The organism is Phytohabitans sp. LJ34, assembly GCF_052068095.1.
GTDB lineage: Bacteria > Actinomycetota > Actinomycetes > Mycobacteriales > Micromonosporaceae > Phytohabitans.
On the sequence record NZ_JBQHDG010000001.1, the window covers coordinates 170,983 to 194,361 of the forward strand.

At 72.4% G+C, this 23,379-nt stretch carries 21 protein-coding genes; 12 read left to right on the forward strand and 9 right to left on the reverse strand.

The window, feature by feature from the left end:
* Nucleotides 1-55 precede the first annotated feature (55 nt).
* Nucleotides 56-907, forward strand: coding sequence for a helix-turn-helix transcriptional regulator (locus tag ACTMTJ_RS00785; RefSeq protein ID WP_441214038.1), 852 nt, complete (start codon nt 56-58; stop codon nt 905-907).
* Here the strand turns inward: ACTMTJ_RS00785 and ACTMTJ_RS00790 are convergent.
* Together ACTMTJ_RS00790 and ACTMTJ_RS00795 are read right to left on the reverse strand one after the other, a co-directional pair.
* Nucleotides 904-1,581 carry a potassium channel family protein gene (locus ACTMTJ_RS00790; RefSeq protein WP_441214039.1) on the reverse strand — a complete coding sequence of 226 codons (678 nt, stop codon included), beginning with the start codon at nt 1,579-1,581 and terminating at the stop codon, nt 904-906. The two genes, ACTMTJ_RS00785 and ACTMTJ_RS00790, sit on opposite strands and share 4 nt — an antisense overlap.
* Complete coding sequence (locus ACTMTJ_RS00795; RefSeq protein WP_441214040.1) at nt 1,574-2,911, reverse strand: TrkH family potassium uptake protein; 1,338 nt, start codon at nt 2,909-2,911, stop codon at nt 1,574-1,576. The genes ACTMTJ_RS00790 and ACTMTJ_RS00795 overlap by 8 nt, the downstream gene beginning before the upstream one ends.
* Before the next feature lie 107 nt (nt 2,912-3,018).
* Between ACTMTJ_RS00795 and ACTMTJ_RS00800 the strand changes: the two genes are divergently transcribed.
* Nucleotides 3,019-4,071, forward strand: a complete 1,053-nt coding sequence (locus ACTMTJ_RS00800) for a glycerophosphodiester phosphodiesterase (protein WP_441214478.1) — start codon at nt 3,019-3,021, stop codon at nt 4,069-4,071.
* A 10-nt stretch (nt 4,072-4,081) separates the two neighbouring features.
* Here the strand turns inward: ACTMTJ_RS00800 and ACTMTJ_RS00805 are convergent, their stop codons facing one another.
* Entirely contained in the window at nt 4,082-5,026 is a 945-nt protein-coding gene (locus tag ACTMTJ_RS00805) for a hypothetical protein (RefSeq protein ID WP_441214041.1), read from the reverse strand.
* 160 nt (nt 5,027-5,186) lie between these two features.
* Here ACTMTJ_RS00805 and ACTMTJ_RS00810 point away from each other — a divergent pair, with 160 nt between their 5' ends.
* Nucleotides 5,187-7,268 carry a RecQ family ATP-dependent DNA helicase gene (locus ACTMTJ_RS00810; protein WP_441214042.1) on the forward strand — a complete coding sequence of 694 codons (2,082 nt, stop codon included), beginning with the start codon at nt 5,187-5,189 and terminating at the stop codon, nt 7,266-7,268.
* A 504-nt stretch (nt 7,269-7,772) separates the two neighbouring features.
* Here ACTMTJ_RS00810 and ACTMTJ_RS00815 read toward each other — a convergent pair.
* Nucleotides 7,773-8,714, reverse strand: coding sequence for a C40 family peptidase (locus ACTMTJ_RS00815; RefSeq protein WP_441214043.1), 942 nt, complete (start codon nt 8,712-8,714; stop codon nt 7,773-7,775).
* An 83-nt stretch (nt 8,715-8,797) separates the two neighbouring features.
* On the opposite strand from ACTMTJ_RS00815, the gene ACTMTJ_RS00820 reads away from it, so the two are divergent.
* Nucleotides 8,798-9,649 (forward strand): hypothetical protein, encoded by an 852-nt coding sequence (locus ACTMTJ_RS00820; protein ID WP_441214044.1) that lies wholly within the window; start codon nt 8,798-8,800, stop codon nt 9,647-9,649.
* Here the strand turns inward: ACTMTJ_RS00820 and ACTMTJ_RS00825 are convergent.
* A complete protein-coding gene (locus tag ACTMTJ_RS00825; RefSeq protein WP_441214045.1) occupies nt 9,633-10,775 on the reverse strand; it encodes a class I SAM-dependent methyltransferase in 1,143 nt (380 codons plus the stop codon). The genes ACTMTJ_RS00820 and ACTMTJ_RS00825 overlap by 17 nt on opposite strands.
* A 132-nt stretch (nt 10,776-10,907) precedes the next feature.
* On the opposite strand from ACTMTJ_RS00825, the gene ACTMTJ_RS00830 reads away from it, so the two are divergent.
* Nucleotides 10,908-11,726, forward strand: coding sequence for a hypothetical protein (locus tag ACTMTJ_RS00830; protein ID WP_441214046.1), 819 nt, complete (start codon nt 10,908-10,910; stop codon nt 11,724-11,726).
* A 118-nt stretch (nt 11,727-11,844) separates the two neighbouring features.
* Here the strand turns inward: ACTMTJ_RS00830 and ACTMTJ_RS00835 are convergent, their stop codons facing one another.
* Nucleotides 11,845-13,431: a DEAD/DEAH box helicase gene (locus tag ACTMTJ_RS00835; RefSeq protein ID WP_441214047.1), complete on the reverse strand. Its 1,587-nt coding sequence runs from the start codon at nt 13,429-13,431 to the stop codon at nt 11,845-11,847.
* Between the two features lie 266 nt (nt 13,432-13,697).
* Here ACTMTJ_RS00835 and ACTMTJ_RS00840 point away from each other — a divergent pair, with 266 nt between their 5' ends.
* Nucleotides 13,698-14,375, forward strand: coding sequence for a ferritin-like fold-containing protein (locus ACTMTJ_RS00840; protein ID WP_441214049.1), 678 nt, complete (start codon nt 13,698-13,700; stop codon nt 14,373-14,375).
* Nucleotides 14,376-14,379: 4 nt separating this feature from the next.
* On the opposite strand, the gene ACTMTJ_RS00845 is transcribed toward ACTMTJ_RS00840, so the two are convergent.
* Both ACTMTJ_RS00845 and ACTMTJ_RS00850 read right to left on the reverse strand, forming a co-directional pair.
* On the reverse strand, nt 14,380-14,607 hold the full coding sequence (locus ACTMTJ_RS00845) for a DUF3107 domain-containing protein (RefSeq protein WP_441214050.1): 228 nt from the start codon (nt 14,605-14,607) through the stop codon (nt 14,380-14,382).
* A 112-nt stretch (nt 14,608-14,719) separates the two neighbouring features.
* Nucleotides 14,720-15,358, reverse strand: coding sequence for a TetR/AcrR family transcriptional regulator (locus tag ACTMTJ_RS00850; RefSeq protein ID WP_441214051.1), 639 nt, complete (start codon nt 15,356-15,358; stop codon nt 14,720-14,722).
* Nucleotides 15,359-15,511: 153 nt separating this feature from the next.
* On the opposite strand from ACTMTJ_RS00850, the gene ACTMTJ_RS00855 reads away from it, so the two are divergent.
* From ACTMTJ_RS00855 to ACTMTJ_RS00880, 6 genes are all read left to right on the forward strand, one after another.
* Nucleotides 15,512-17,560 carry a hypothetical protein gene (locus ACTMTJ_RS00855; protein ID WP_441214053.1) on the forward strand — a complete coding sequence of 683 codons (2,049 nt, stop codon included), beginning with the start codon at nt 15,512-15,514 and terminating at the stop codon, nt 17,558-17,560.
* Nucleotides 17,561-17,600: 40 nt separating this feature from the next.
* Complete coding sequence (locus tag ACTMTJ_RS00860; protein ID WP_441214054.1) at nt 17,601-18,611, forward strand: alpha/beta fold hydrolase; 1,011 nt, start codon at nt 17,601-17,603, stop codon at nt 18,609-18,611.
* A complete protein-coding gene (locus ACTMTJ_RS00865; RefSeq protein ID WP_441214056.1) occupies nt 18,608-19,411 on the forward strand; it encodes a DUF3152 domain-containing protein in 804 nt (267 codons plus the stop codon). The genes ACTMTJ_RS00860 and ACTMTJ_RS00865 overlap by 4 nt, the downstream gene beginning before the upstream one ends.
* A gap of 104 nt (nt 19,412-19,515) precedes the next feature.
* Entirely contained in the window at nt 19,516-20,433 is a 918-nt protein-coding gene (locus tag ACTMTJ_RS00870; protein WP_441214057.1) for a DUF3152 domain-containing protein, read from the forward strand.
* Nucleotides 20,434-20,534: 101 nt separating this feature from the next.
* Nucleotides 20,535-21,716, forward strand: coding sequence for an adenylyltransferase/sulfurtransferase MoeZ (gene moeZ / locus ACTMTJ_RS00875; RefSeq protein ID WP_441214058.1), 1,182 nt, complete (start codon nt 20,535-20,537; stop codon nt 21,714-21,716).
* Nucleotides 21,717-21,827: 111 nt separating this feature from the next.
* On the forward strand, nt 21,828-22,574 hold the full coding sequence (locus tag ACTMTJ_RS00880; RefSeq protein WP_441214060.1) for a squalene--hopene cyclase: 747 nt from the start codon (nt 21,828-21,830) through the stop codon (nt 22,572-22,574).
* Nucleotides 22,575-22,728: 154 nt separating this feature from the next.
* Here ACTMTJ_RS00880 and ACTMTJ_RS00885 read toward each other — a convergent pair whose 3' ends face one another.
* Complete coding sequence (locus tag ACTMTJ_RS00885) at nt 22,729-23,004, reverse strand: hypothetical protein (RefSeq protein ID WP_441214062.1); 276 nt, start codon at nt 23,002-23,004, stop codon at nt 22,729-22,731.
* Nucleotides 23,005-23,379 lie beyond the last annotated feature (375 nt).

Sequence of the window (23,379 nt, forward strand, 5' to 3'; positions counted from 1 at the left end):
ACCACGGACTGCCGGTCCCTGGTTGCGGTCGCGACCAGCGGACATGATGGGGCGCATGGACCGCCGACAGCTCGCCGCCTTCCTGCGCAGCCGTCGCGCCGGTGTCCAGCCCGCGGACGTCGGCCTGCCCGCCGGCCCACGCCGCCGCACGCCCGGCCTGCGGCGCGAGGAGGTGGCCCGGCTGGCCGGCATCTCGGTCGACTACTACGCCAGGCTGGAGCAGGCCCGCGGCCCGCGCCCGTCGCGGCAGGTGCTCTCCGCGCTGGCCCGCGCGCTGCGGCTGTACGACGCCGAGCGCGCCCACCTCTACCACCTGGTCGGCGAGCAGCCCGCATCCCCGTCCGGCCCGAGCGCGGACGTGCCGGCCGGCGTGCTGCATCTGCTCAGCCGCCTCGACGACACACCCGCCTACGTCATCGACGTCAAGTACGAGATCCTCGCCTGGAACCCGATGGCCGCCGCCCTGCTCGGCGACCCCGACACCTGGCCGCCGGGCCGCCGCAACATGATCTGGAACATGTTCGGCGGCGACATCTCGCAGATCGCGCTCAACGACCCGGAGACCTCCGCCTTCGCCGACGAGTGCGTGGCCGAGCTACGCGCGGCGGCCGCGCAGTACCCGGACGACGCCGGCATCCACGGCCTGATCGCCCGGCTGCGGGCCGCGAGCCCCGAGTTCGTGCGCCGGTGGGAACTCTTGCAGGTCTGCGTGCGGCGCGGTACGACGCTCAAGCGGGTGAAGCATGCGGTGGTGGGGGAGCTCGAGCTGGAGTGCGAGACGCTGGAGGTCGCCGGCCACGGGCAGCGCCTGATCATCTACAGCGCCGCGCCGGGCAGCCGCACGGCCGAAGCGCTGAAGCTGCTCGCCGTCGTCGGCACCCAGTGGCCGGCCGACTCGGTCGGCTAGGTGGCGGCGGCGAAGCGCTGCACCTGCTCGGTCGTGCCGGCCACGATCAGCACCGCGTTGCGTGGCACGACCGTCTCCGGGGTGGCGTACACGAGGTCGGCGCCTTGGGCCTTCACGCCGACCACCGTCACGCCGTACCTGGTCCGCAGGCCGACGTCGGCCAGCGTGCGGCCCACGGCGTCACGCGGCGCCCGGGTCTTGGCAATCGCGAAGTCGTCGTCGAGCTCGATGAAGTCGAGCATGCGGCTGGTGATCAGGTGGGCCACCCGCTCGCCCATCGTGGCCTCGGGGTAGATGACGTGGTGGGCGCCGACCGAACGCAGGATCTTGCCGTGCTTGGCCGAGATCGCCTTCGCCCAGATGTCGTGGACACCGACCTCGGTCAGCGCCAGCACGGTCAGCACGCTCGCCTCGATGTCGGTGCCGATGCCGACCACCGCCCGGCCGAACTCGCTGATGCCGATCTGCCGCAGCACGTCTTCGTCGGTGGCGTCGGCCTGCACCACGTGGGTGAGGCGGTCGGACCACTGCTGCACCAGCTTGGTGTCCTCGTCGACGCCGAGCACCTCGTGGCCCAGCCGGGTCAGCGACTCGGCCACCTGGCCACCGAAGCGGCCCAGTCCGATCACCACCACGTTTTCGTCCGCGGTCGGCGCTTTTGTCTTCTCAGCCAACGATGGGTCGCTCCTCCGGGTATCGGTATTGCCGGTGGCGGGTGTTGAGCGCGAGCGCCGAGGCGACCGCGATCGGGCCCACCCGGCCGATGAACATCATCAGGATCAGCACGAGCTGGCCCGAGCCGGACAGCTGCGCGGTCAGGCCGACGGTGATGCCCGCGGTGCTGAACGCCGACATGACCTCGAAGAGCGCCCGGTCCAGCGGCACGCCCGAGGTGAGGGCGAGCAGCGCCAAGGTACCGCTGGCGACCGTGGCCACGCCGAGGAGGGCGACCGTCGTGGCCTGCCGCTGGGTCGACTCGGCGATGCGGCGGCGGCCGACCACGACGTCGCGTTCGCCGCGGACCTCGGTCCAGATCACGTACGCGAGCAGGAAGAACGTGGTGACTTTGATGCCGCCGGCGGTGCTCGCGCTGCCGCCGCCGATGAACATCAGGCCGGTGACGATCGTCGTGGTGTCGGCGTCCATCGCGCTGTAGTCGACGGTGTTGTAGCCGCCCGAGCGGGGGATCGTGCCCTGCACGAAGGCGGCGAGGATCTTCTCGGCCACGCCGAGCGGCCCGAGCGTGCCGGGGTTGCCCCACTCGAAGACAAGCACGGTGGCGAAGCCGACCACCAGCAACACCAGCGAACCCCACACGGTGATCCGGGTGTGCGTCGACCAGGCGGCCGGGCGGCGCAACTCGCGGGCGAACTCGTACAGCACGGGCACGCCGAGGCCGCCGACGATCACGCCCAGCGTCAGCGGTACGCAGATCCACCAGTCGCCGGCGAAGCCGAACAGGCCGTCGCTGCGCAGCGAGAAGCCGGAGTTGTTGAACGCCTGGATCGCGTTGAACACGCCCTCCCACAGGGCCGAGCCCAGCGGCACGTCGTAGGCCAGCCACAGCCGGGCGGTGAGGATCGCGGCGATCACCGCCTCGCTGGCGAACATGACGACGGCGGCGAGCACGAGCACCGTGCGTACCTCGCCCAGGGCCAGGCCGGCGCTGGTCTCCGCCCGCGCCATCAGCCGGCTGCGCAGGCCCAGCCGCTGCGAGACCAGCAGGCCCAGCAGCGTGGCCATGGTGGCGATGCCGTAGCCGCCGACCTGGGTGAGCACCATCAGCATCACGTGCCCGAAGTCCGACCAGTACGTCGCGGTGTCCACCGTCGACATCCCGGACGTGGTGATCGCGGAGGTGGCGTTGAAGAAGGCGGTCATGAAAGGCGCCCCGCCGCTCCCCGCGCGTGACACGGGGAGCATCAGCAGGACGGTGCCGATCGTGATCACGCACAGGAACGCGAGGGGCACGATCCGAGCGGGGTGCTGAAGGGTCCGGCGCATCAGGCATGTTCATATCACGGCTGATCAGTGGACAGTCTCTCTTCGTCCGGGGCGGCTTGACTCACGCCGTGCGAACCAAACTTCCAGTAGTGGTCCTGGCCGGCGCTATGCTGGCGGCCATCATTGCCGTACCTTCCGGCGCCGTCGCGCACCGCGACGAGGAGCCGACCGTCATCGGACACCGCGGGGCCAGCGGTTACCGCCCCGAGCACACGCTCGAGGCCTACCGGCTGGCGATCGCGACCGGAGCCGACTACATCGAGCCCGACCTTGTCTCCACCAAGGACGGTGTGCTCGTGGCCCGCCACGAAAACGAGATCTCGGGTACCACCGACGTGTCCGTCAGGCCGGAGTTCGCCGGTCGCAGGGCGACCAAGACGATCGACGGCGTGTCGGTGACCGGGTGGTTCACCGAAGACTTCACGCTCGCCGAGCTCAAGACGCTGCGCGCCAAGGAGCGGCTGCCGCAGGTGCGCCCCACCAACACCGCGTTCGACGGCAAGTTCGAGGTGCCGACGTTCCAGGAGGTCATCGACCTGGCCCGTACGCAGAGCCGCAAGCTCGGCCGCACGATCGGCGTGTACCCGGAGACCAAGCACCCGACCTACTTCCAGAACATCGGGCTGCCGCTGGAGGAGCCGCTGGTCAAGGTCCTCCAGCGCAACCGGCTCACGGAGAAGAAGGACGCGGTCATCATCCAGTCCTTCGAGACCGCCAACCTCCGCAAGCTCGACAAGCTGATCGACGTCAAGCTGGCCCAGCTGCTCAGCTCGTCCGGCAAGCCCTATGACTTCATGGTGGCGGGCGACCCGCGCACGTACGCCGACCTGGCCAAGGCCGACGGCCTGAAGTGGATCAGCCGGTACGCCGACGGCGTGGGCGTGGAGAAGAACCTCATCGTGCCGCGCGACGCCACCGGCAAGCTCCTGGCCCCGACCACGCTGATCCGCGACGCGCACCGCCACGGCCTGATCGTGCACGCGTGGACGTTCCGGGCGGAAAACCAGTTCCTGCCGGCCGACTTCCGGATCGGCACCGACCCGAACGCGCGCGGTGACATCTTCGCCGAGTTCGCGCTCTTCTACGGGCTCGGCCTGGACGGCGTGTTCAGCGACCACCCGGACACGGCCGTTGCCGCCCGGGTGGGTTTCACGAAGTAGAGATCTTCTTCTAGGGTGCCGCCGGCCGCGTCGGGCCGGCGGCATCTCTGTCCTCGGTGAGCATGGCCAGCTCCGCGCCCACGCCCGGCGGGAGCGTGGCGGTCGGCGCCTCGTCCGCGGTCGGCACCGGCGCCCGGCGCAGCCGCCACAGCACGCCCATCAACAGCATCGCCGAGAGGGCGAAGACGATGCTCGCGGTGAGCAGGGTCGTGGAGAGCGGGTGCGTCTCGGCGGCGGGCTTGAGCGGCGGCCGGGCCACGGGCGGCGCGCCGGCGCCGTCGATCGGTGGCGGCGCCTGCTCCTGGGCCGGCGGGGCGCCGGTCGTCTCGTCGGCGGCCGGGCTTTCGGTGACGGGCGGCGGCGGTGTGGTCCGCGGCGGCGGCTGCGACGTGCGCACGGCGTCGACCACCACGGTCGTCGCGCGTGCGCTGTCGAGCAGCTTTCCGTTGACCGCGTGCGCCGAGACGACGAGCTCGGCCCGCCCCAGCGGCGTCCCGTCCAGGAACGCGATCCGGTAGCTGGCCGCCGCCTCGGTTTCCGCGCCGCAGATCAGCTTCGAGTCGATGAGCGGGTCGACCGCCTCGACCGTGCCGGCGACCGCGGAGGTGTCGCGGAGCGCCAGCGCCTGACCGGACACCACCCGCTCCACCCGCACGTGCTCGGCGGCCAGGCCACCGAGCCGCACGGTGATCGTGCGCCGGGTCTGCGTGCAGCCCTTTTCGGAGCGGCTCACCACGAGGTCGAACCGGGCGGGCGCGCCACCGGCGGTGACCGTGCGGGCCGGCCCGCGCAGCTCGACCAGGCAGCACTTCTGCTTGGCCGCCGGCACGTTCTTCGCCGTGGTGGCGGCGGGTTTCTCCTTGGTGGCGGCGAAGGTGGGCACGGTCAGCGCCAGCCCGGCAAGCCCGAGACCCACCACGGCGGCCTGTATCGCAAGACGTCGTCCGGCCTTCACCACGCCCACGCTAGGCGCCACCCGGCGTGTCCGGAAAGGACGCATATTCGCGTCTTCTGCTGATCAAAGTCGGCGATCTTGCGCAGAGTAGTGAACCGATAACTCCTTGATCGGCGTGCGCCGGGCGGACGTTGTCGGGCGTTGCTGATAGGAAGGGGCGATGCGCGAAAGAGCCGAAGCCGTCCTCCGGCGCCTGGCCGGCGACCACGCCAAGCTCCGCGACGACCAGTGGCGGGCGATCGAGGCGCTGGTCGCGGGGCGGCGGCGGGTGCTGTGCGTGCAGCGCACCGGGTGGGGCAAGTCCGCAGTGTACTTCGTGGCCACCGCGCTGCTCAGACAGGACGCCACCGCCGGGCCGACGGTCATCGTCTCGCCGCTGCTGGCGCTCATGCGTAACCAGGTCGAGGCCGCCGCCCGCGCCGGCATCCACGCCCGCACGATCAACTCGGCCAACCTCGACGAGTGGGATCAGATCACCGACGAGATCCAGGCCGGCGCGGTCGACGTGCTGCTGATCAGCCCCGAGCGGCTCAACAACCCCGACTTCCGCGACACCGTGCTGCCCCGGCTGGCGGCCACCACCGGCCTGCTCGTCGTCGACGAGGCCCACTGCGTCTCCGACTGGGGGCACGACTTCCGGCCCGACTACCGGCGGCTGCGCACGTTCCTGGCCGGCCTGCCCGAGCGCACGCCGGTGCTGGCCACCACCGCGACCGCCAACGCCCGGGTCACCGCCGACGTCGCCGACCAGCTCGGCGACGCGCTCGTGCTGCGCGGGCCGCTCGACCGCGACTCGCTTCGCCTGGCCGTGCTCGACCTCGCCACGCCGGCACACCGGCTCGCCTGGCTCGCCGACCACCTCGACCAGCTCCCCGGCTCCGGCATCATCTACACGCTCACGGTGGCCGCGGCGGGGGAGACGGCCGAGTTCCTCCGCTCGCGCGGTTACCCCGTCGCCTCGTACACCGGGCAGTCCGACGACGCCGACCGCCGCTCGGCCGAGCAAGACCTGCTGGACAACAAGGTGAAGGCGCTGGTCGCCACGTCCGCGCTGGGCATGGGCTTCGACAAGCCCGACCTGGGCTTCGTGGTCCACCTCGGCGCGCCACCCTCGCCGATCGCGTACTACCAGCAGGTGGGCCGCGCCGGCCGGGCGGTCGAGCAGGCCGAGGTGTTGCTGCTGCCCGGGCCCGAAGACGCGGCCATCTGGCGCTACTTCGCCTCGCTCGCGTTCCCACCCGAAGACCAGGTGCGCACCGTGCTGGCCGCCCTCTCCACCGACCGTCCACTGTCGACGCCCGCGCTGGAGCCGATCGTCGACCTGCGGCGCACCCGGCTGGAGCTGATGCTCAAGGTGCTCGACGTCGACGGCGCGGTCCGCCGGGTGCGCGGCGGCTGGCTGGCGACCGGCGACCCGTGGACGTACGACGCGGCCCGGCTGCGCCGCGTGGCCGACGCGCGCACCGCCGAGCAGAGCTCGATGCGCGAGTACACGGCGACCGGCGACTGCCGGATGGAGTTCCTGCGCAAGTGCCTCGACGACCCCGGCGCCGTCCCCTGTGGACGGTGTGACAACTGCACCGGTCCGCGATACCAGGCGGCGGTCTCCGACGCCGCGATGAAGGCGGCACAGGCGTTTCTCGGGCGGGCCGGCATCGAGATCACGCCCAAAAAGCTGTGGCCGACCGGCCTGGAGCAGGTCGGCGTGCCCCTACGCGGCAAGATCCCACCGGCCGAGCAGGCGGCGAGCGGCCGCGCGGTCGGCCGCCTCTCCGACCTCGGCTGGGGCTCCCGGCTGCGCACCGTCGCCGGCCCGGACGCGCCCGACGCCCCGCTACCGGCCGACGTCGCGGGCGCGGTCGTGGAGGTGCTCAAGACCTGGGCGCGCGGCGACGACCCGTGGCCGGCACGCCCGGTCGGCATCATCGCCATCGGCTCGCGCCGCCATCCCCAGCTCGTCCGCGGCCTCGCCGACCACATCGCGACCGTCGGCCGCCTGCCGCTGCTTGGCGTGCTGCCACCCGCCGGCGACAGCGGCGGTGCCCGGGGCAACAGCGCCCAGCGGGTGCGCACCCTCTACGGCGAGTTCACCCCACCGGACGATCTGTCCACCCTGGACGGTCCCGTGCTGCTCGTCGACGACCTGGTCGACTCCGGCTGGACGATGACGATGGCCGCCCGCCAGCTCCGCCTCGCCGGCGCCCCACTCGTCCTTCCCCTGGCCCTGGCGGCAAGCGGCTAGGGCCTCTAGAGACTCGGGCTGACGCGGTGGCGCGCTGGCACCGGCAAAGGCGTGCGCGCTCCATCGTCGTGGTGTTGCTTCAAGGCAGGTTTCCCACGTCCGTGTCAGCGGCGGACCGTATGCTCCCGCGGGCACCGTTCCCGGCCGGCGGCTCGCAGCGCTCGCCGAGATCCCCGGCCGTCCACTGCCGGCTCCGCGGGACAAGCCCCCAAGCGTCTACCTCCGCCCTCCTGACGCAGCGTGACCAGCGCCGGGTTCGGGACTTCGAGATCTAGAAGATTTACGGTCGATATGGCGCTCTAACTCTCCTGGATCTCGAATCTCGCGCCGCTCACACCGCCGCGGCGGTTACTCGCGGCGACGAAACCCCCGTTGCCCTGGATCGCCGGTGTGATCGCGACCAACAGCGGACGGGTGAGGCCGCGGGAGCAGCGGTCCGGACCACGACGGACATCGCGGTAGCTCGAATCTCTGTCTAAATAGGGGTTCAGGGCCGAAGCCGTCCTAGCCGGGGCGGCCGAAGCTGTGCACGGGCTGGTAGTCGACGTTGTCGACGCGGACCGGCTCGCCGTGTTGCGGGGCGTGGATTATCTTGCCGCCGCCCACGTACATGCCGACGTGCCGCACGTTGCGGTAGTAGAAGACGAGGTCGCCGGGGCGTAGCTCGGAGCGGCTCACCCGGTGCACCGATCCCTGCTGCCGCCGCGCGTTGTGTGGCAGGGCGACGCCGGCGCGGCCCCAGGCGGCCGAGGTGAGGCCGGAGCAGTCGTAGGCGTCCGGGCCCTCGGCGCCGTACCGGTAGCGCTTGCCCAGCTGGGCGTACGCGAACCGCACCGCCGCGCCGGCCTGCCCGGCCGAAAACACCGGCTTGAAGCCGCGGATGCCGGTCGACGGGCGGTAGCCGCTGTGCTCGCGCAGCCGTTCCAGCTGGGCGATGTCCTGCTCGATCTGCTTGCGGCGGTTGGCCAGCTGGTGCTGCTGCGCCTCCTGCTGGGCGGCGAGCGTGTCGAGCGCGCGGCGGCTGTCGGCGAACCGGGCCCGTGCGGTGTTCAGCTTGCCGACCGCGGCGCGCTGCTGTGCCGCCAGCCGGTCGAGCACGAGCAGGCGGTCGGCGAAGTCTTCGGGCGAGGTCGAGGTGATCACGGCGAGCGCGGGGCCGGCGCCGCTGTTGCGGTACTCGATCGCCGCGATCATGCCGATCCTTGTCTGCTGGGCAGCCAGTGCGCGTTCCAACGGGCGGGTGCGCGCGGCGAGCGCGGCCTGCTTGCTGCGGGTGAGGCGCAGGTCGTCGCGGGCCTCGTTGTAGTCCTCGATCACCTGCTCGAGGCGTTCGGCGGCGGCGTACAGCTTGCCGTCCAGCTGGTCACCCCGTGGATCGGCGGCCGCCGGCTGGGCCACGAAGATCGCCGGGACGAGGACCGCGAACAGGACGAGAGATCGGAACACGAAGTCATCAACGAGCTATATCTGGCAAAAGCGACGGAACACGCCAGAGGCATTGGATCACATCGAACCGCCATACTGGGTCGGTGAGGAACAGCCGCATCCCGTTCATCGTCGCCGGGCTGGTGATCGCGCTGATCGGCGGCTTCGGTCTGGGGCGGCTGACCGGCGGCGACACGGCCCGCCCGACGGCGGCTGTCGCGGCGCCGACCACCACCACCAGCGCGCACACGCATTCGACTGGCGGCGGCGGGAGCGGTGCCGCCGCGGGCGGCCTGGAGATCAGCGCGAGTGGGTTCTCGCTGGTGCCCGAGGCCACCACCTTCACCGCCGGCAAGCGCGCCGAGCTCGCCTTCCAGATCGTCGACAGCGGGCGGCGCCCGGTCACCAACTTCGCGATCGTGCACGAAAAGCCGCTGCACATGATCGTGGTGCGCCGCGACCTCACCGGCTACCAGCACGTGCACCCCACGATGGCGCCGGACGGCCGCTGGAGCGTGCCGCTCACCCTGGGCGAGCCGGGTGTCTGGCGGGCGTACGCGGACTTCACCGCCAACGGCACGGCCGCCACCCTCGGCACCGACCTTGTGGTGCGCGGAGACTACGCCCCTCGGGCGCTGCCACCCGCCGCCAGCACGACGACCGTCGACGGCTTCACCGTCAGCTACCAGGGCACCCCGCGCACCGGCTCCACCCAGCCGATGCTCTTCACCGTCGCGCCGGGCGCGCGGCTGGAGCGGTACCTCGGCGCGTTCGGCCATCTCGTGGTGCTGCGCGAGGGCGACCTCGGCTACGTGCACGTCCACCCCGAGCCCGAGCTGGTCGGCGGGGCGGTGAAGTTCTGGCTGGCGGTGCCGAGCCCGGGCCGCTACCGGATGTACTTCGACTTCCAGGTCGCCGGGAAGGTGCACACCGCCGAGCTCACGATGGTGGTGTGAGCAGGCGCTGCAACGCCGGCGTCACGCCCCACCCGGCCGCCATCCGCGTGTACTCCTCCCGCTGCGCCTCGGTCGGCGGCGCGTCCGTGCGCCGCGCGCGCAGCAGCAGGTTGCGCGGCGTGTGGCGGGAGTCGACGAACTCCACCACCTCGACCTTGTAGCCGTGCAGGCGCAGCAGGCCCGCCCGCAGCGCGTCGGTGAGGACGTCCGCGAAGCGCTCACGCAGGATGCCCTGCCGGGTGAGCAGCGGGAACGGCTCGGCAGCGGCCCGACCGCGCAACTGGGCGGCGATGTCGTGGTGGCAGCACGGCGCGGCGAGCACCCACCGCGCCTCCCACCGGACCGCGCGGGCCAGCGCCTCGTCGGTCGCGGTGTCGCAGGCGTGCAGCGCCAGCACCAGGTCGGGCCGCGTGGCGACCGGCGCGTCGGCGATCGTGCCGGCCACGAACCGCACCCGGTCGGCGCAGCCCAGCCGCTCGGCCAGCTCGGTGTTGCGGCGGCGCTGGTCTTCGCGCACGTCGACACCGACCACCTCCACGTCGACGCCCCGACCGGCCAGGTAGCGGTAGGCGGCGAAGGTGAGGTAGGCGTTGCCACAGCCCAGATCGACCACCCGCAGCCGCTCGGGCAGGGGCGTGACGGACGCGGCGAGCGCGCGCAGAAACGCGTCGACCTGGCGCCGCTTGGCCGCGTTGCCGCCGATCGCGTCGAAGAGGGGGTCGCCCGGGTCGAGCAGGTACTCCTTCTCGCGGTCGTGCGCGGCCGGCTCGGCGGAGCGCTCGGCCGCGGCCCGGTGCACCTGGGCCTCGCCCTTCTTGGTCACCCGCAGCTGCACGGTGGCGTCGGCGGTCTCCACGTGCCAGTTGCCGAACGGCTCGGCCAGCAGCGCGTCGACCGCCGCCCCGGCCTCCGGGCCGGGTGCGACGTTGCGGGTGTGCGGGCGGGCGCCGTCGTTGGTCACGATCTGGAGCCGGGTGCCGCCCTTGAGGGTGACCGGGCGCACCTCCGCGCGAACGACCGAGGGCGCCTGCCCCCGCCGCCGGCCAGCGGCGACGGCCCGGGTGAGCCCCGGGTCCAGCAGCAGCGCCCGCACCTCGGCGAGCGCGTCGTCGAGCGGGCGCACCATGGTTAACAAGCCTATCTGTTGATCTTCGATTGAACCCTTGGGAGCACTCCCACCGTAATCACGGTCGAAGCGGATGGCACCAGCCGTCGGACGGCGCTTCTCCACTACGGCACCAGCAGGAGAGTCACGCGCATGTCCAGGAGCAGAGAGATCAGCCGTCGCTGGAAGATCGCCATCACCGCCGGTGTGGCGGCCGCCCTCTTCGGCACGGGTATCGGCGTCGCGGCGGCCGGCGGCGAGTCCGCCGCCCCGACCGTCGACTGCCCCACCGTGGGCGACAAGCTGTCCGGCGTCCCGGCGTCAGCGCAGGCCGAGGTGTCGCGAAACCTCGCCCTGCTCAACACACAGATCGAAGAGGCCAACCGCCGGCTGGTCACCAGCCAGGGCGAGGGCGGCCCCAACTTCATCCAGAACGCGATCCTCGGTCCGCTCAAGGACAAGCGTGCCGCCACGATCGACCGCATCGCGATCTCGATCGGCCGCAAGGGCACCCGGCCGCAGGGCCTGGAGTCGCTGGCCACCTGCACGCTCGCCACGGGCGGCGGCGGTGGCGCGGCTGAGGACCCGAACGCGCCCGGCGAGGAGCCACCGGCCGAAGAGCCGCCCGCGGAGCAGCCGCCGGCCGAAGAGCCGCCCGCGGAGGAGCCGCCGGCCGGTGACGTCGGCACGATCACCTGCCCGGACGTGGCAAGCCAGCTCCCGGCCGTACCGGCCGGCGCGAAGGCCGAGGTGGACCGCAACCTCGCGCAGCTGGACAACCAGATCGCCGAGGCGCAGGCGCGCCTGGAGAGCACGGTGGGCCAGGGCGGCCCGAACTTCGTGCAGAACGCGATCATCGGACCGCTGGAGGACAAGCGGGTGGCCGCGATCAACCGGATCGCCACCGCCATCGGCCGGATCAACGCGCGTCCCGTGGGTCTCGACGCGCTGGCTCCCTGCACGGTCAGCTGACCCACGGCTCCCCGGTGTGACCCGCAGCTCACCGGGGTCGGGCCCCTTCGCTCCGGCGAAGGGGCCCTCTTATGTGGTCACTAGTGCGGTGCCGCACCTGCACGGGCGCCGGCGAAGCCTACGCCTCGGCGTCGCCTGAGCCACCGCTGCGGCGACGGCGACGGCGGCGCGGCTTGGTAGCGGTCGGAGACTCTCCGGCCGCCTCGGTGGCGGTGGCCGCGGCCTCCTGCTCCGTGCCGGCGACGACCTCGCCAGCCCGGCGGCGCCGGCGCTGGCGGCGGGGGCCGCTCGGCTCAGCCGACTCGGTGGGCTCGGCGGCCGGCTCGCGCCCCTCACTGGTACCCGAGCGGGAGCGGGACCGGCCGCGGACGGGGGCCTGGCCGCGGCGGCGGGTGCTGCGTCCGCGTCCGCCCAGGTCTTCCTCGACCTCGGCCGACAGGCCGGCCCGGGTGCGCTCGGCGGTGGGCAGGGTGCCCGAGATATCGGTGGAGATGCCGAGATCGGTGTAGAGCCACGACGAGGTGTGGTAGGTCTCCGGCGGCTCGGGCATCTCCAGCCCCAGCGACTTGTCGATCAGCCGCCACCGGGGCATGTCTTCCCAGTCGACGAACGTCACGGCCACGCCGCTCGCGCCGGCCCGGCCGGTGCGCCCGATGCGGTGGGTGTACGCGTCCTGGTCTTCCGGACAGTCATAGTTGATCACGTGGGTGACGCCGGAGACGTCCAGGCCCCGGGCGGCGACGTCGGTGGCGACGAGGGCGTCGATCTTGCCGGCGCGGAAGGCCCGCAGCGCCCGCTCACGCGCGCCCTGGCCGAGGTCGCCGTGTACGGCGGCGGCCGCGAAGCCGCGGAAGTCGAGGTCTTCGGCGACCCGGTCGGCGGCCCGCTTGGTGCGCGTGAAGATCATGGTGAGCCCTCGCCCCTCCGACTGGAGGATGCGGGAGAGCACCTCGATCTTGTTCATCGGGTGGGTGCGGTAGGCCACCTGCTTGGTCAGCGGCGACGCGCCCGTCTCGACGCTGTGACCAGCGTGGATCGCCACCGGGTGGCGCAGGAAGCGCCGGGACAGCGTGACGATCGGATCGGGCATCGTGGCCGAGAAGAGCATGGTCTGGCGGTCTTCGGGCAGCATCGCCAGGATCTTCTCGACGTCGTCGAGGAAGCCCAGGTCGAGCATGCGGTCGGCCTCGTCGAGCACGAGCGCGTGCACGCGGTCGAGGCGGAGCTTTTTTTGCTTGGTCAGGTCGAGCAGGCGGCCGGGCGTGCCGACCAGGATCTCCACGCCCGCGCGGAGCGCCTCGACCTGCGGCTCGTACGCCACGCCGCCGTAGATCGGCAGCACCCGCACGCCCCGGGTGCGCCCGGCGGCGGCGATGTCCTTGGCCACCTGGAGGCCCAGCTCGCGGGTGGGCACGACGACAAGTGCCTGCGGCAGGCCGTCGCTGCCCTCGCCGGGCGCGAAGACCCGCTCCAGCAGCGGCACGCCGAAGCCCAGCGTCTTACCGGTGCCGGTCGGTGCCTGGCCGATCAGGTCGGAGCCACGCAGCGCGATCGGCAGCGTGTACTCCTGGATGGCGAACGCCCTGGTGATGCCCACATTTGACAGCGCCTCGACCGTCTCCGGGCGGACGCCCAGATCGGCGAAGGTGGGGCTGTCGGGGCGGACCGGGGCTCGGGTGATTGTTTCTTCTTCGATCTCGCTCATGGAGTTTTAGGGGTGCCCTCTCGTGGTGCGCCCCGTTTTGTCCTAGGGCGCTCAATCGGTCTGGCGCGGGCCACGCGCGATCGCGGTGGTCGATGCGATCGCGGGCCGCACGCGCGTCGCTGGCAGGGTCAAACGATCTCTGGCCAGCGGCAACTTGCGCAATGCTACCTGACGTGGGCGAACCGTGCTCAGATTGTGGCCGCGAAGGCCGCGTAGGGGTGACCGCTCCCGGCGCGGGGGCGGGCCTGTGCGGGTAACCTGCGGACGTGACAGAAGTCTCCAAAGGCGTGTCCGAGGTGTCTCAGCCGGCCACCGCCGTCGTCGAGCTGCTCGGCATGGTGGCCTACGCCGAGCTGCTGGCCTTCGACCGGATGGCGGCCGACGCCCGGCTGGCTCCTGACCTGCGCCGCCGCGCGGTGCTCAGCCAGATGGCCGCCGTGGAGATCGTCAACTACCGCCGCCTCGCCACGCGCCTCACCGAGCACGGCGCCGACCCGGACGCGGCGATGACGCCGTATGTCGCGGCGCTTCAGGAGTACCACGAGCTGACCGAGCCGAAGGACTGGCTGGAGGCGCTCACCAAGGCGTACGTGTGGGACGGCATCGCCGACGACTTCTTCCGCGAGGTGGCCGCGTTTCTCACGCCGGAAGACCGTGACCTGGTGCTGGATGTGCTGCACGACTCGCAGTACACCGACTTCGCCGCGGGGGAGATCAGGGCCGCCATCGCCGCCGACCCCAAGGTGGCCAACAGGCTCTCGATGTGGGCCCGCCGCCTGGTCGGGGAGGGGCTCACCCAGGCGCAGCGGATGGCCGGGGAACGGATCGCGCTCACCATCCTGATCGTGGAGGGCTCCGGGGACCAGGCCGGCGTGCAGGCACTCCTGAAGCGGCTGACCGCGGCGCATACCGCGCGTATGGCCGCGGTCGGCCTCAACAACTAGCGCGTCAGCGGGCGGTGAACCCGACCGCGCGCGGCGACGCTTCGGCGATCTCGACATACGCCACCTTGGACACCGGCACGATGATCCGCCGGCCTTTTTCGTCCTGTAGCGCCAGCACTCCGCTGTCGGACTCGATCGCCTCGGTCACGATCTTTTCCACGTCGGTCGGCGTCTGCGCGCTCTCGATGACGAGCTCGCGCGCGGCGTACTGCACGCCGATCTTGACCTCCACGTGACCCTCCTCTGTCCCGGCGGAAGCTCCGCCGGTGCAACGGTATCCGACCCCCGGGTGGGAATCTCACCTCGCCTCGCGGCTCGGATTAAGCCCTGCGCGGAGCGTCGGCTCAGGTCGGGTCGCCCTGTAGCGGGAAGCTGCCGATGCCCCGCCAGTTGAGCGCCGCCACGAGCGCCTCCGCCTCCGCCTTGGGCACCTGCCGGCCGGCGGCGAGCCAGAACTGCGCCGCCGTCTCCGCCGCACCCACCAGGCCGGAGGCCAGCAGCTCGGCGCGGGCCCGGCTCACGCCGGTGTCCGAGATGATCGTGTCGGTGATCGCGGCGATGCAGCCGCTCTCCACCCGCTCGACCCGCTCCCGCACCGCCGGCTCGTTGCGCAGGTCGGACTCGAAGACCAGCCGGAACGCCTCGCTCTCATGGTCGACGAAGTCGAAGTACGCCTGCACGGCGCCGCGCACGCGCTCCTTATTGTCATTCGTGGCGGACATCGCGCTCTGCACCTTCGCCACGATCGCGTCGCAGTGGGTGTCGAGCAGCGCCAGGTAGAGCTCCAGCTTGCCGGGGAAATGCTGGTAGAGCACCGGCTTGGAGACGCCCGCCCGCTCGGCGATGTCGTCCATCGCGGCCGCGTGGTACCCCTGCGCCACGAAGACGTCCTGGGCCGCCTCCAGCAGCTGCTTGCGGCGCGCGGAACGCGGCAGGCGCGTGGGCCGGCCCGTCGCCGGCGCGCTTCCCGACCCTACGGCCATGCCGTCACCTCGACTTTCACGTATAGCCCTAATACTTTCGGCTAATCCGACGGATCGGTAAACATCGACCTACCGACGAACTAGCCTGACGTTGCGGCTTATCGCCACTGTCAGCACACGGTAGCCTCAGCGGGGGCAACCGAGGAGCGCACGGTGGACGAAACAGGGCAACCCGGTGGCGTCACGCCGGGAGGTAGCAGCAACGGCGCAGGTCCGCACGGAGAGCGTGCCGACCGCGGCGGTAAGGCTGACGGCGCTGGTCAGGCCCGGCTAAATGGCTGGGCAGCGGCCGACGCGGTCTGGTCGAACGCCGGCGCCGCGCTGGAGCCCGCCCCCGAGCCGGTGCAGCCGACCTGGCGCACCGCGCCAGCCGACGGTGGGGTGGGGCACGGTTGGGCCGACGCCCCGCGCTACGCCGACCTGCTCGCCCCGCTCAGCCCCGCCCCGCCGCAGCAGCCACGGCAGCAGGCCCAGCCGCCGATCAACGGCGCCGACTCCGCCCCGGTCGCGCTGCGGGTGCCGGCGAGCGCCCCGCCGTACCCGTACGAGGGAGATCTCGAGGACGCCGCCCGGGTCTCCGGGCTCTCCGAGGTCACCCCGATCCCGCCGATCGCGGTCGACCGCTCGGCCCCGCCGGTGCAGGCCGCGCTGTCGCCCCAGCCCGAGGCGCCCCGCCACGGCACGGAGGTCGCCCGCCACGGCGCCGAGGAGCCACTCCCGTCCCGCCGCGGGGCGTCCGCCCCGGCGGAGACGGCCAGGCCCGCGCAGGGTCCCGCCGTGCCCCGGTCGCAAGCCGGCTCGATGACCCCGCAGCAGTGGCGGGAGGCCCGCGAGGCGGGCAAGACCGCCGACGTCCCCCCGGGCTTCCGGCCCCAGCCGCAGTATGAGCGGCCCGGCTATGACACCACGCTGTACGAGCGGCCGGTGTCGCCGCCCGCGCCGACCCCGGCGGTGCCGCAGGCCCGTTCCGTGTCCCCGGCGCCGACCCACGCGACGGCGACCTGGGCGCAGGAGTGGCCGCAGCCCGAGCGCGCACCCGAGCCGAGGCCCGCCCCGCCGCGCCCGCCGGCGCGCCCCACCGACCTGGCCAGCGACCCGCTGACCGGCCCCGCGCCCGCCGTCGCGCCGCCACCGCCGGCGCCGCAGCCGCCACCGAGCCAGGCCACCACCAGCCAGGTCGCGCCGCCGCCACCCGCGCGGGCACCGGAGCCGGAGGCGCTTCCGCAGCGGGTGCCGTCCGAGCCCGACGTGCCCACCGCGCCGGAGCCGCCCGCCGAGCCGCCCGCCGACGGACCCGACCTCACCCGCATCTGGAGCCATCTACAACGCGACGACGTGCAGCCGCGGGAGCGCCCGGAGGGCTTCGACGTGCAGGCGATCCTGGCGGCCGTGCGCGGCGTGGAGGGCGTGCGGGACGCCTCGCTGCGCACCACGCAGGGCGGGGCACACAGCCTGCGCCTCGATCTGGCCGACGGCGCCGACCCGGCCGAGGTCAGCCGCATCGTCGCCCGCCTCCTCCAGGATCGGATGGGCCTGGCCGCCGCGCCCAAGGAGCCGCCCGGTCCCGGCGAGCCGGTCGCGGCCCGGCCCCGCTCCGAGCCCACGGCTTCCGGCTCCTACCCGGCTCCGGCCGGTTCCTACCTTCCCGCCCAGCCGGGCGGCCCGGTCGCTGAGCAGCGACGGCCGGCCCCCGAGACACCGCGCCGCCGGGCTCGCCGGGCGCGGGAGGAGGGCCCGTTGGGTCAGAGCGCTCCGGTCGAGGCCGCGCCACCGCGACCGCTGCCGGCTGGCAAGCCGGGGCCGCGCATCGTGATCGACGAGGTGCAGGTCAGCACGTTCGGGCTGGACGCCACCGTCGAGGTGCGGCTCGCCGCCGACGAGCGGCGGGCCACCGGGCGGGCCAACGGTCCGGCCGTCGACGCGTACGTGCTGCGCCTCTGCGCCGAGGCGGGTGCGTCCGCGGTGGACGACCTGCTCAGCACCGCCGAGCAGGTCGGTGACCGGGGCAAGTGCTTCGTCGAGCACGCGGCCGTGGTGCCGTTCGGCAGCTGCGAGGTCGCGGTCGTCGTGGTGCTGCTGGTCTGCGGCGGGTGGGTCGAGCAGCTCGCCGGCTCCGCGCTGGTGGCCGGCGATCCGCGCCAGGCTGTCGTACGTGCGACACTCAACGCCGTTAACCGCCGTTTGGAGGCATTGCTCGCGTAACGCGCGGCATCTTTCGCCCCGCGCGGGGCATCATTGATCGATGAAGCGTGCGCTGCTCGGAGCGGATGACATTTTCCCCGCCGACCGGGAGACGCCGCGCTGGCCAGGACGCACCGAAATGCTCGACGGCTCCCGTGTGTTCGTGCGCGACACGCCGGCAACCTCGCCCGCCGCCGAGCCCGCGCTCTACGTCCACGGCCTCGGCGGCTCCTCGACAAACTGGACCGACCTCTCCGGCCTGCTCGCCAGCCGGCTGGAGGGCCAGGCGATCGACCTGCCCGGCTTCGGGCGCAGCGACCCGGCCCGCCGCTACACGATCGCCGCCTTCGCCGACCGCGTGATCCGCTGGATCGAGCACTCCGACCGTGGCCCCGTACACCTGTTCGGCAACTCGCTGGGCGGGGCGATCTCCGTGCGCGTGGCCGGCACCCGTCCCGACCTGGTGCGCTCGTTGACGCTGGTCTCGCCGGCCATGCCGTTTCTCGACCCGCGCCGCTCGAGCCAGAGCCGCGTGCTGCCGCTGCTCGCCATCCCGCGCGGTGACCGGCTCGCCTTGCGCTTCCTCGGCCGTATCACCCCCGAGGAGATGGCCCGCCAGATCATCGCCACCTGCTTCGCCGACCCCGAGCGGGTCAGCGAGCAGCGCCGCCTGGAGGCGATCGAGGAGATCCGCATCCGGTACGAGCTCGCCCACTACGTCCCGGCCTACCTCGGCTCGCTGCGCGGGCTCGTCTCCAGCTTCCTGCGGGCGTACCTGCCGGGTGAAGGCTCGCTGTGGCGCATCGCGTCCCGGATCACCGCGCCCACGCTGGTGATCGGCGGCCGCCAGGACCAGCTCGTCGACATCCGGGTGCCGCCGCAGGTGGCCCGCACGATCCCGGACAGCCGGCTGCTGATCCTCGACCAGGTGGGGCACGTGGCCCAGATGGAGGTGCCGCGGATGGTGGCCCGGGCGGCGGTCGCGCTGCTCGACGAGATACGCCAGCCCGCATCCAGCAGCACACCGAGGCTGAGCCGGGCCGTGCGCCCGGCGCGGGTGGCGCCGGCGTGAGTCGCGCCCTCGGCGTGATCGCGGGGGCAGCGGTACTGGCGGGGCTCGTCCTGGTCGGGCTGGGGGTCTTTCCGGTCGACCTTTCGCCCGCCGCGCCGGTGCCGTCGCCCGTCCCGGAGACGCTGGCCGTGTCGCTGCCGCCGTCCCCGCAGGCGTCTCCCTCGCCGTCCGAGTCGCCCAGGCCGGCGCCGCCGGTACTCCGGCTTTCCGGGCCGGTGCCGACCAAGGGATCTGGCAGTTTCGAGTACGCCGCGACGGGCGGCCCGGTCCGCGGGCGCTCCGGCACCCTGCTGCGGTACCAGGTGGCGGTCGAGCGCGGCGCGGGCGAAGACGCGGCGGCGTTCGGTGCGGCGGTGGACGGGGCGCTCGGCCACGCGCAGAGCTGGACCGCCGGCGGCCTGCGCATGCAGTGGGTGCCGCGCGGCACGCCGTACGACTTCACCGTGCACCTGGCCACCCGGGAGACCGCCGGGCGGTTGTGCGGGGCCGGCGGGGTCGACATCACGGTGCGCGGGCGGCCGTACACCTCCTGCCGGATCGGCGGCAGCGTGATCATCAACCTCGACCGGTGGCGGCTGTCGGTCGACCACTTCGTGGCGGCGAAGGTGCCGCTCGCCCGGTACCGCGACTACGTGATCAACCACGAGGTCGGGCACCAGCTGGGGCACCGGCACGAGCTGTGCCCGCGGCGCGGCCGGCCGGCGCCGGTGATGATGCAGCAGACCCTCGACCTCAAGGGATGCACGGCCAACCCGTGGCCGTTCCTGAACGGGCGCCGGTACGCCGGCCCGCTGAAATGATCGGGCAATTCGGCGTGTCTGAGGACAACTCAGTGTAAATCGGCTGGCACGCTGAGTGGACCATGACGACGCGCGCACCTCGTGCCCCCGCTCCACCTACTCCCGTGCCCCGGAGCCGGCGCACGGAGTCCGGGCCCGTCACGCGGCGGGCGTCCGAGGAGCGGATGTGGCACCGGCGGCGGCGTACCGCCCTCGTGGTGCTCTTTCTCGCCGGCACCGGTCTCGTGGTGATCGACGCGGCCCGCCACCGGCCCGTGCCGGCCCCGGTGCCCGCGGCGGCGGCGCCATCCGCGGCCCCCACCACGCCCGCGGCGCCCACGCCCGCGCCGACATCCGCGGCCCCGACACCGTCGCCGTCCCCCTGGCCCTCGGTTTCGAGGTCGCCGAGTGTCCGGCCGTCGGCCACCCGATCCCCGTCGCCGGTGGCCTCGCGGCCGGTGGCGGCGGTCGCCTTCCCGGAGCGCGGGCTGGGCTCGTTCACCGAGGTCACCAGGCCCGGGCGGGTACTCGGCACGGCCGGCGCGCTGCGCCGCTTCCGGGTCGCCGTCGAAGACGGCACCAAGCAGGACCCCCACACGTTCGCCGCCGAGGTGGACGCGATCCTCGGCGACCCGCGCAGCTGGGTAGCGGCCAAGCGCTTCCGCCTCCAGCGGGTGCCGACCGGCGCGCCCGCCGAGTTCACCGTCTACCTGGCCACGCCCGCCACCTCCGAGCGGATGTGCGCGCTCGGCGGGCTGGACACCGAGGGGTACACCTCGTGCCGCCTCCCCGGCCAGGTCATCATCAACCTCGCCCGCTGGCTGACCGCCGTGCCCGACTACGGCGCACCGGTCGCCACCTACCGGGCGTACGCGATCAACCACGAGGTGGGACACCAGCTCGGCCAGGGCCACGAGGCCTGCCCAGCATCCGGCTCGCCCGCCCCCGTCATGCAGCAGCAGACGCTCGGGCTCAAGGGCTGCCTGGCGTACGCGTGGCCGTACCTGGCCGGTCGCCGGTACGTCGGTCCGGCTATTCCCTGATCCCGCCTTCTGGGCCGTGGGCCACGTCATTGCTCCGCCGCGTCATCGGCGAGCAACAATGGTGCGGTTAGCGCTCTCTCTTACCTTCCGGGGAGTCAATCGTGTCGCTGCCCCCGCTCGTCGAGCCCGCCGCCGAGCTGTCCGTCGACGAGATCCGCCGCTACTCACGCCACCTGATCATCCCGGACGTCGCGATGGACGGGCAAAAGCGGCTGAAGAACGCGAAGGTGCTCTGTGTGGGCGCCGGTGGCCTCGGCTCGCCCGCGCTGATGTACCTGGCGGCGGCCGGCGTCGGCACGCTCGGCATCGTCGACTTCGACACCGTCGACGAGTCCAACCTCCAGCGGCAGATCATCCACGGCCAGTCCGACATCGGCCGCCCCAAGGCGGAGTCGGCGGCCGCGTCGGTGCGCGAGATCAACCCGTACGTCGACGTGGTCATCCACAACACGTCGCTCGACCGCGACAACGTGCGGGAGATCTTCTCCCAGTACGACCTGATCGTCGACGGCACCGACAACTTCGCCACCCGCTACATGGTCAACGACGCGGCCGTGCTGCTCGGCAAGCCGTACGTGTGGGGCTCGATCTACCGCTTCGACGGGCAGGCGTCGGTCTTCTGGTCCGAGCACGGCCCCTGCTACCGCTGCCTCTACCCGGAGCCCCCGCCGCCCGGCATGGTCCCCTCCTGCGCCGAGGGCGGCGTGCTCGGCGTGCTCTGCGCGTCGATCGGCTCCATCCAGGTCACCGAGGCGATCAAGGTGCTGACCGGCATCGGCGAGCCGCTCGTGGGCGGCCTGATGGTCTACGACGCGCTGGAGATGTCCTACCGCAAGATCAAGGTCCGCAAGGACCCCAACTGCGCGCTCTGCGGCGAAAACCCGACGGTCACCGACCTGCTCGAAGACTACGAAGACTTCTGCGGCGCGGTGTCGGTCGAGGCCCAGGAGGCGACGATCGACTCCACGATCACAGCCCGCGAGCTCAAAGACTGGCAGGACTCCGGCAAGGACCTCTTCCTCGTCGACGTGCGCGAGGCCGCCGAGTACGAGATCGTGCGCATTCCCGGCGCCACTCTGATCCCCAAGGGCGACATCCTGTCCGGCGAGGCGCTGGCCCGCTTCCCGCAGGATCGGCAGATCGTGCTGCACTGCAAGTCGGGCGTCCGCTCCGCCGAGGCGCTGGCCGCGCTCAAGGCGGCGGGCTTCAAGGACGCGGTCCACGTGCAGGGCGGCGTGCTCTCCTGGATCAAGCAGGTGGACCCCTCGCTACCGGCCTACTGACCTGGTCTTTGGTCTGACCTACCGAGGCGTAACGAAGAGCGCGGCGGTAGGGTTTCGCGAGTGGTCGACATGGACGGTGCGATCGGGTTCGTGGTGGCCCACGGAGACGCCGTGGATCGTGCTCGTCTGTCATACCTACGCACCGGTGCGACCCCGAGCGAAGACATCCTCACCACTGCCGAGATCGGCCAGGCGCCCGACGGCGGCTGGCCGGCCACGTGGGGCGCCGAGGTCGCATCGATCGACGCCACCTGCTTCCGGCTGGCCGAGCTGGACGACCTCGGCGCGCTGGGCCGCCCGGCCGCCCGCCGCGGCCTCGACTGGCTGGCCAGCCGCCAGCAGAACAGCATGTGGGAGGAAGACGACTCGCTGGCCGCCGAGGCACCGCCGTGGGCCAAGCCCGGCGACCCGGAGGCCCGGCTCTTCCTGACCGCGAACGCCGCCTTCTGGCTCAGCGTCTCCGACCTGGACGCGGGCTGGGGCGGCGGGCAGTACGGCGCGCTGCTGCGCCCCGCCGGCCAGGCGATCGCGGCACACATCGGCCACGACGGCTCGTGGCGCACGTTCCTGGTGAGCGCCTGGCTGAGCGCCGCGGTGCTGCACCGGCAGGACATGTTCTACGAGTCCGCCCGCATCCAGATCATGCTGGGCGACCGCCTGGCCCAGATGAGCCCGGCCGACGTGGCCTGGATGGCGTCCGCACTGCGCCGCGTGGGGGTGGCGGTGGACGACTGGCTGCTGACCGCGGCCCGGCGGCGGCTGGCCGAGACGCAACGCAGCGACGGCGGCTGGCCCAGCGACGACGGCGCGGCCTTCGACGTCCACACCACACTGGCCGCCATCCGCGCCACCCGCTGACCCCGATCGAGCACCTCGGCCCGCGGCCGCCACCTGGTCGAGGACCGGCGCTTTCGGGTCCGCGAATCCGACGAGTCCGCGTGAAGCGGTGCCGGTACGGCATAGACGCACCCGCGGATGATTTCCGCGAGTGCGTCCACCTGTGCGGCCTTATCTAGCAGTAATAGCTCATCCCGGCGAAGTGGGTATCCATGTTGTACACCGCCGTGTAATACGTCTGCATGTAGTTGTTGTTCCAGGCGATCGTCGCAACGTTGTACCAGTAGCCGTACATAGTCTCGTGGTAGGTGCACTGCGCCTCGTTTCTGGCCGCACTGGCGGGCGCCGCGCTGACGAGGACCCCGCCCGCGCCGAGTGCCAGGGTCAGCGCCCCGGCAACCGCCAGGCGACGTGCGGCGCGTGAGATGAGGCCGCGTCTTTGGACAATCATTAGTGCTCCGTTCTTCGGTCGCGTCGCGCGCTTTACCAGCGGTGCCACGCAGTCACCGTCGACAAATTGATTAGCGGCCCCAGTCTGAGACGGAGTCCTGAAACCGCCCTAACGCGACGCTGAAAACGGCGGTATGGACCACGACGGGCGTCGCGGTATCTCAAACCTTGCCGCCGGCGCTCCGGCTCAGTCGCGGTCTTCGGGGTGGGGGTGCTGGTAGTCGAGCTTGTCGGGAGGCAGCGGCAGCTCGCGGTCGTCGCCGAAGGGTGCGCCGGCACCGGCGCGGTCGCCGGTGATCTCGCGGACCGGGAGGCGGCCGTCGGGGCCGAGCGGGGGCGCCTGCGGCGGTGGCACCGACCGGTGCCAGTCGATGTT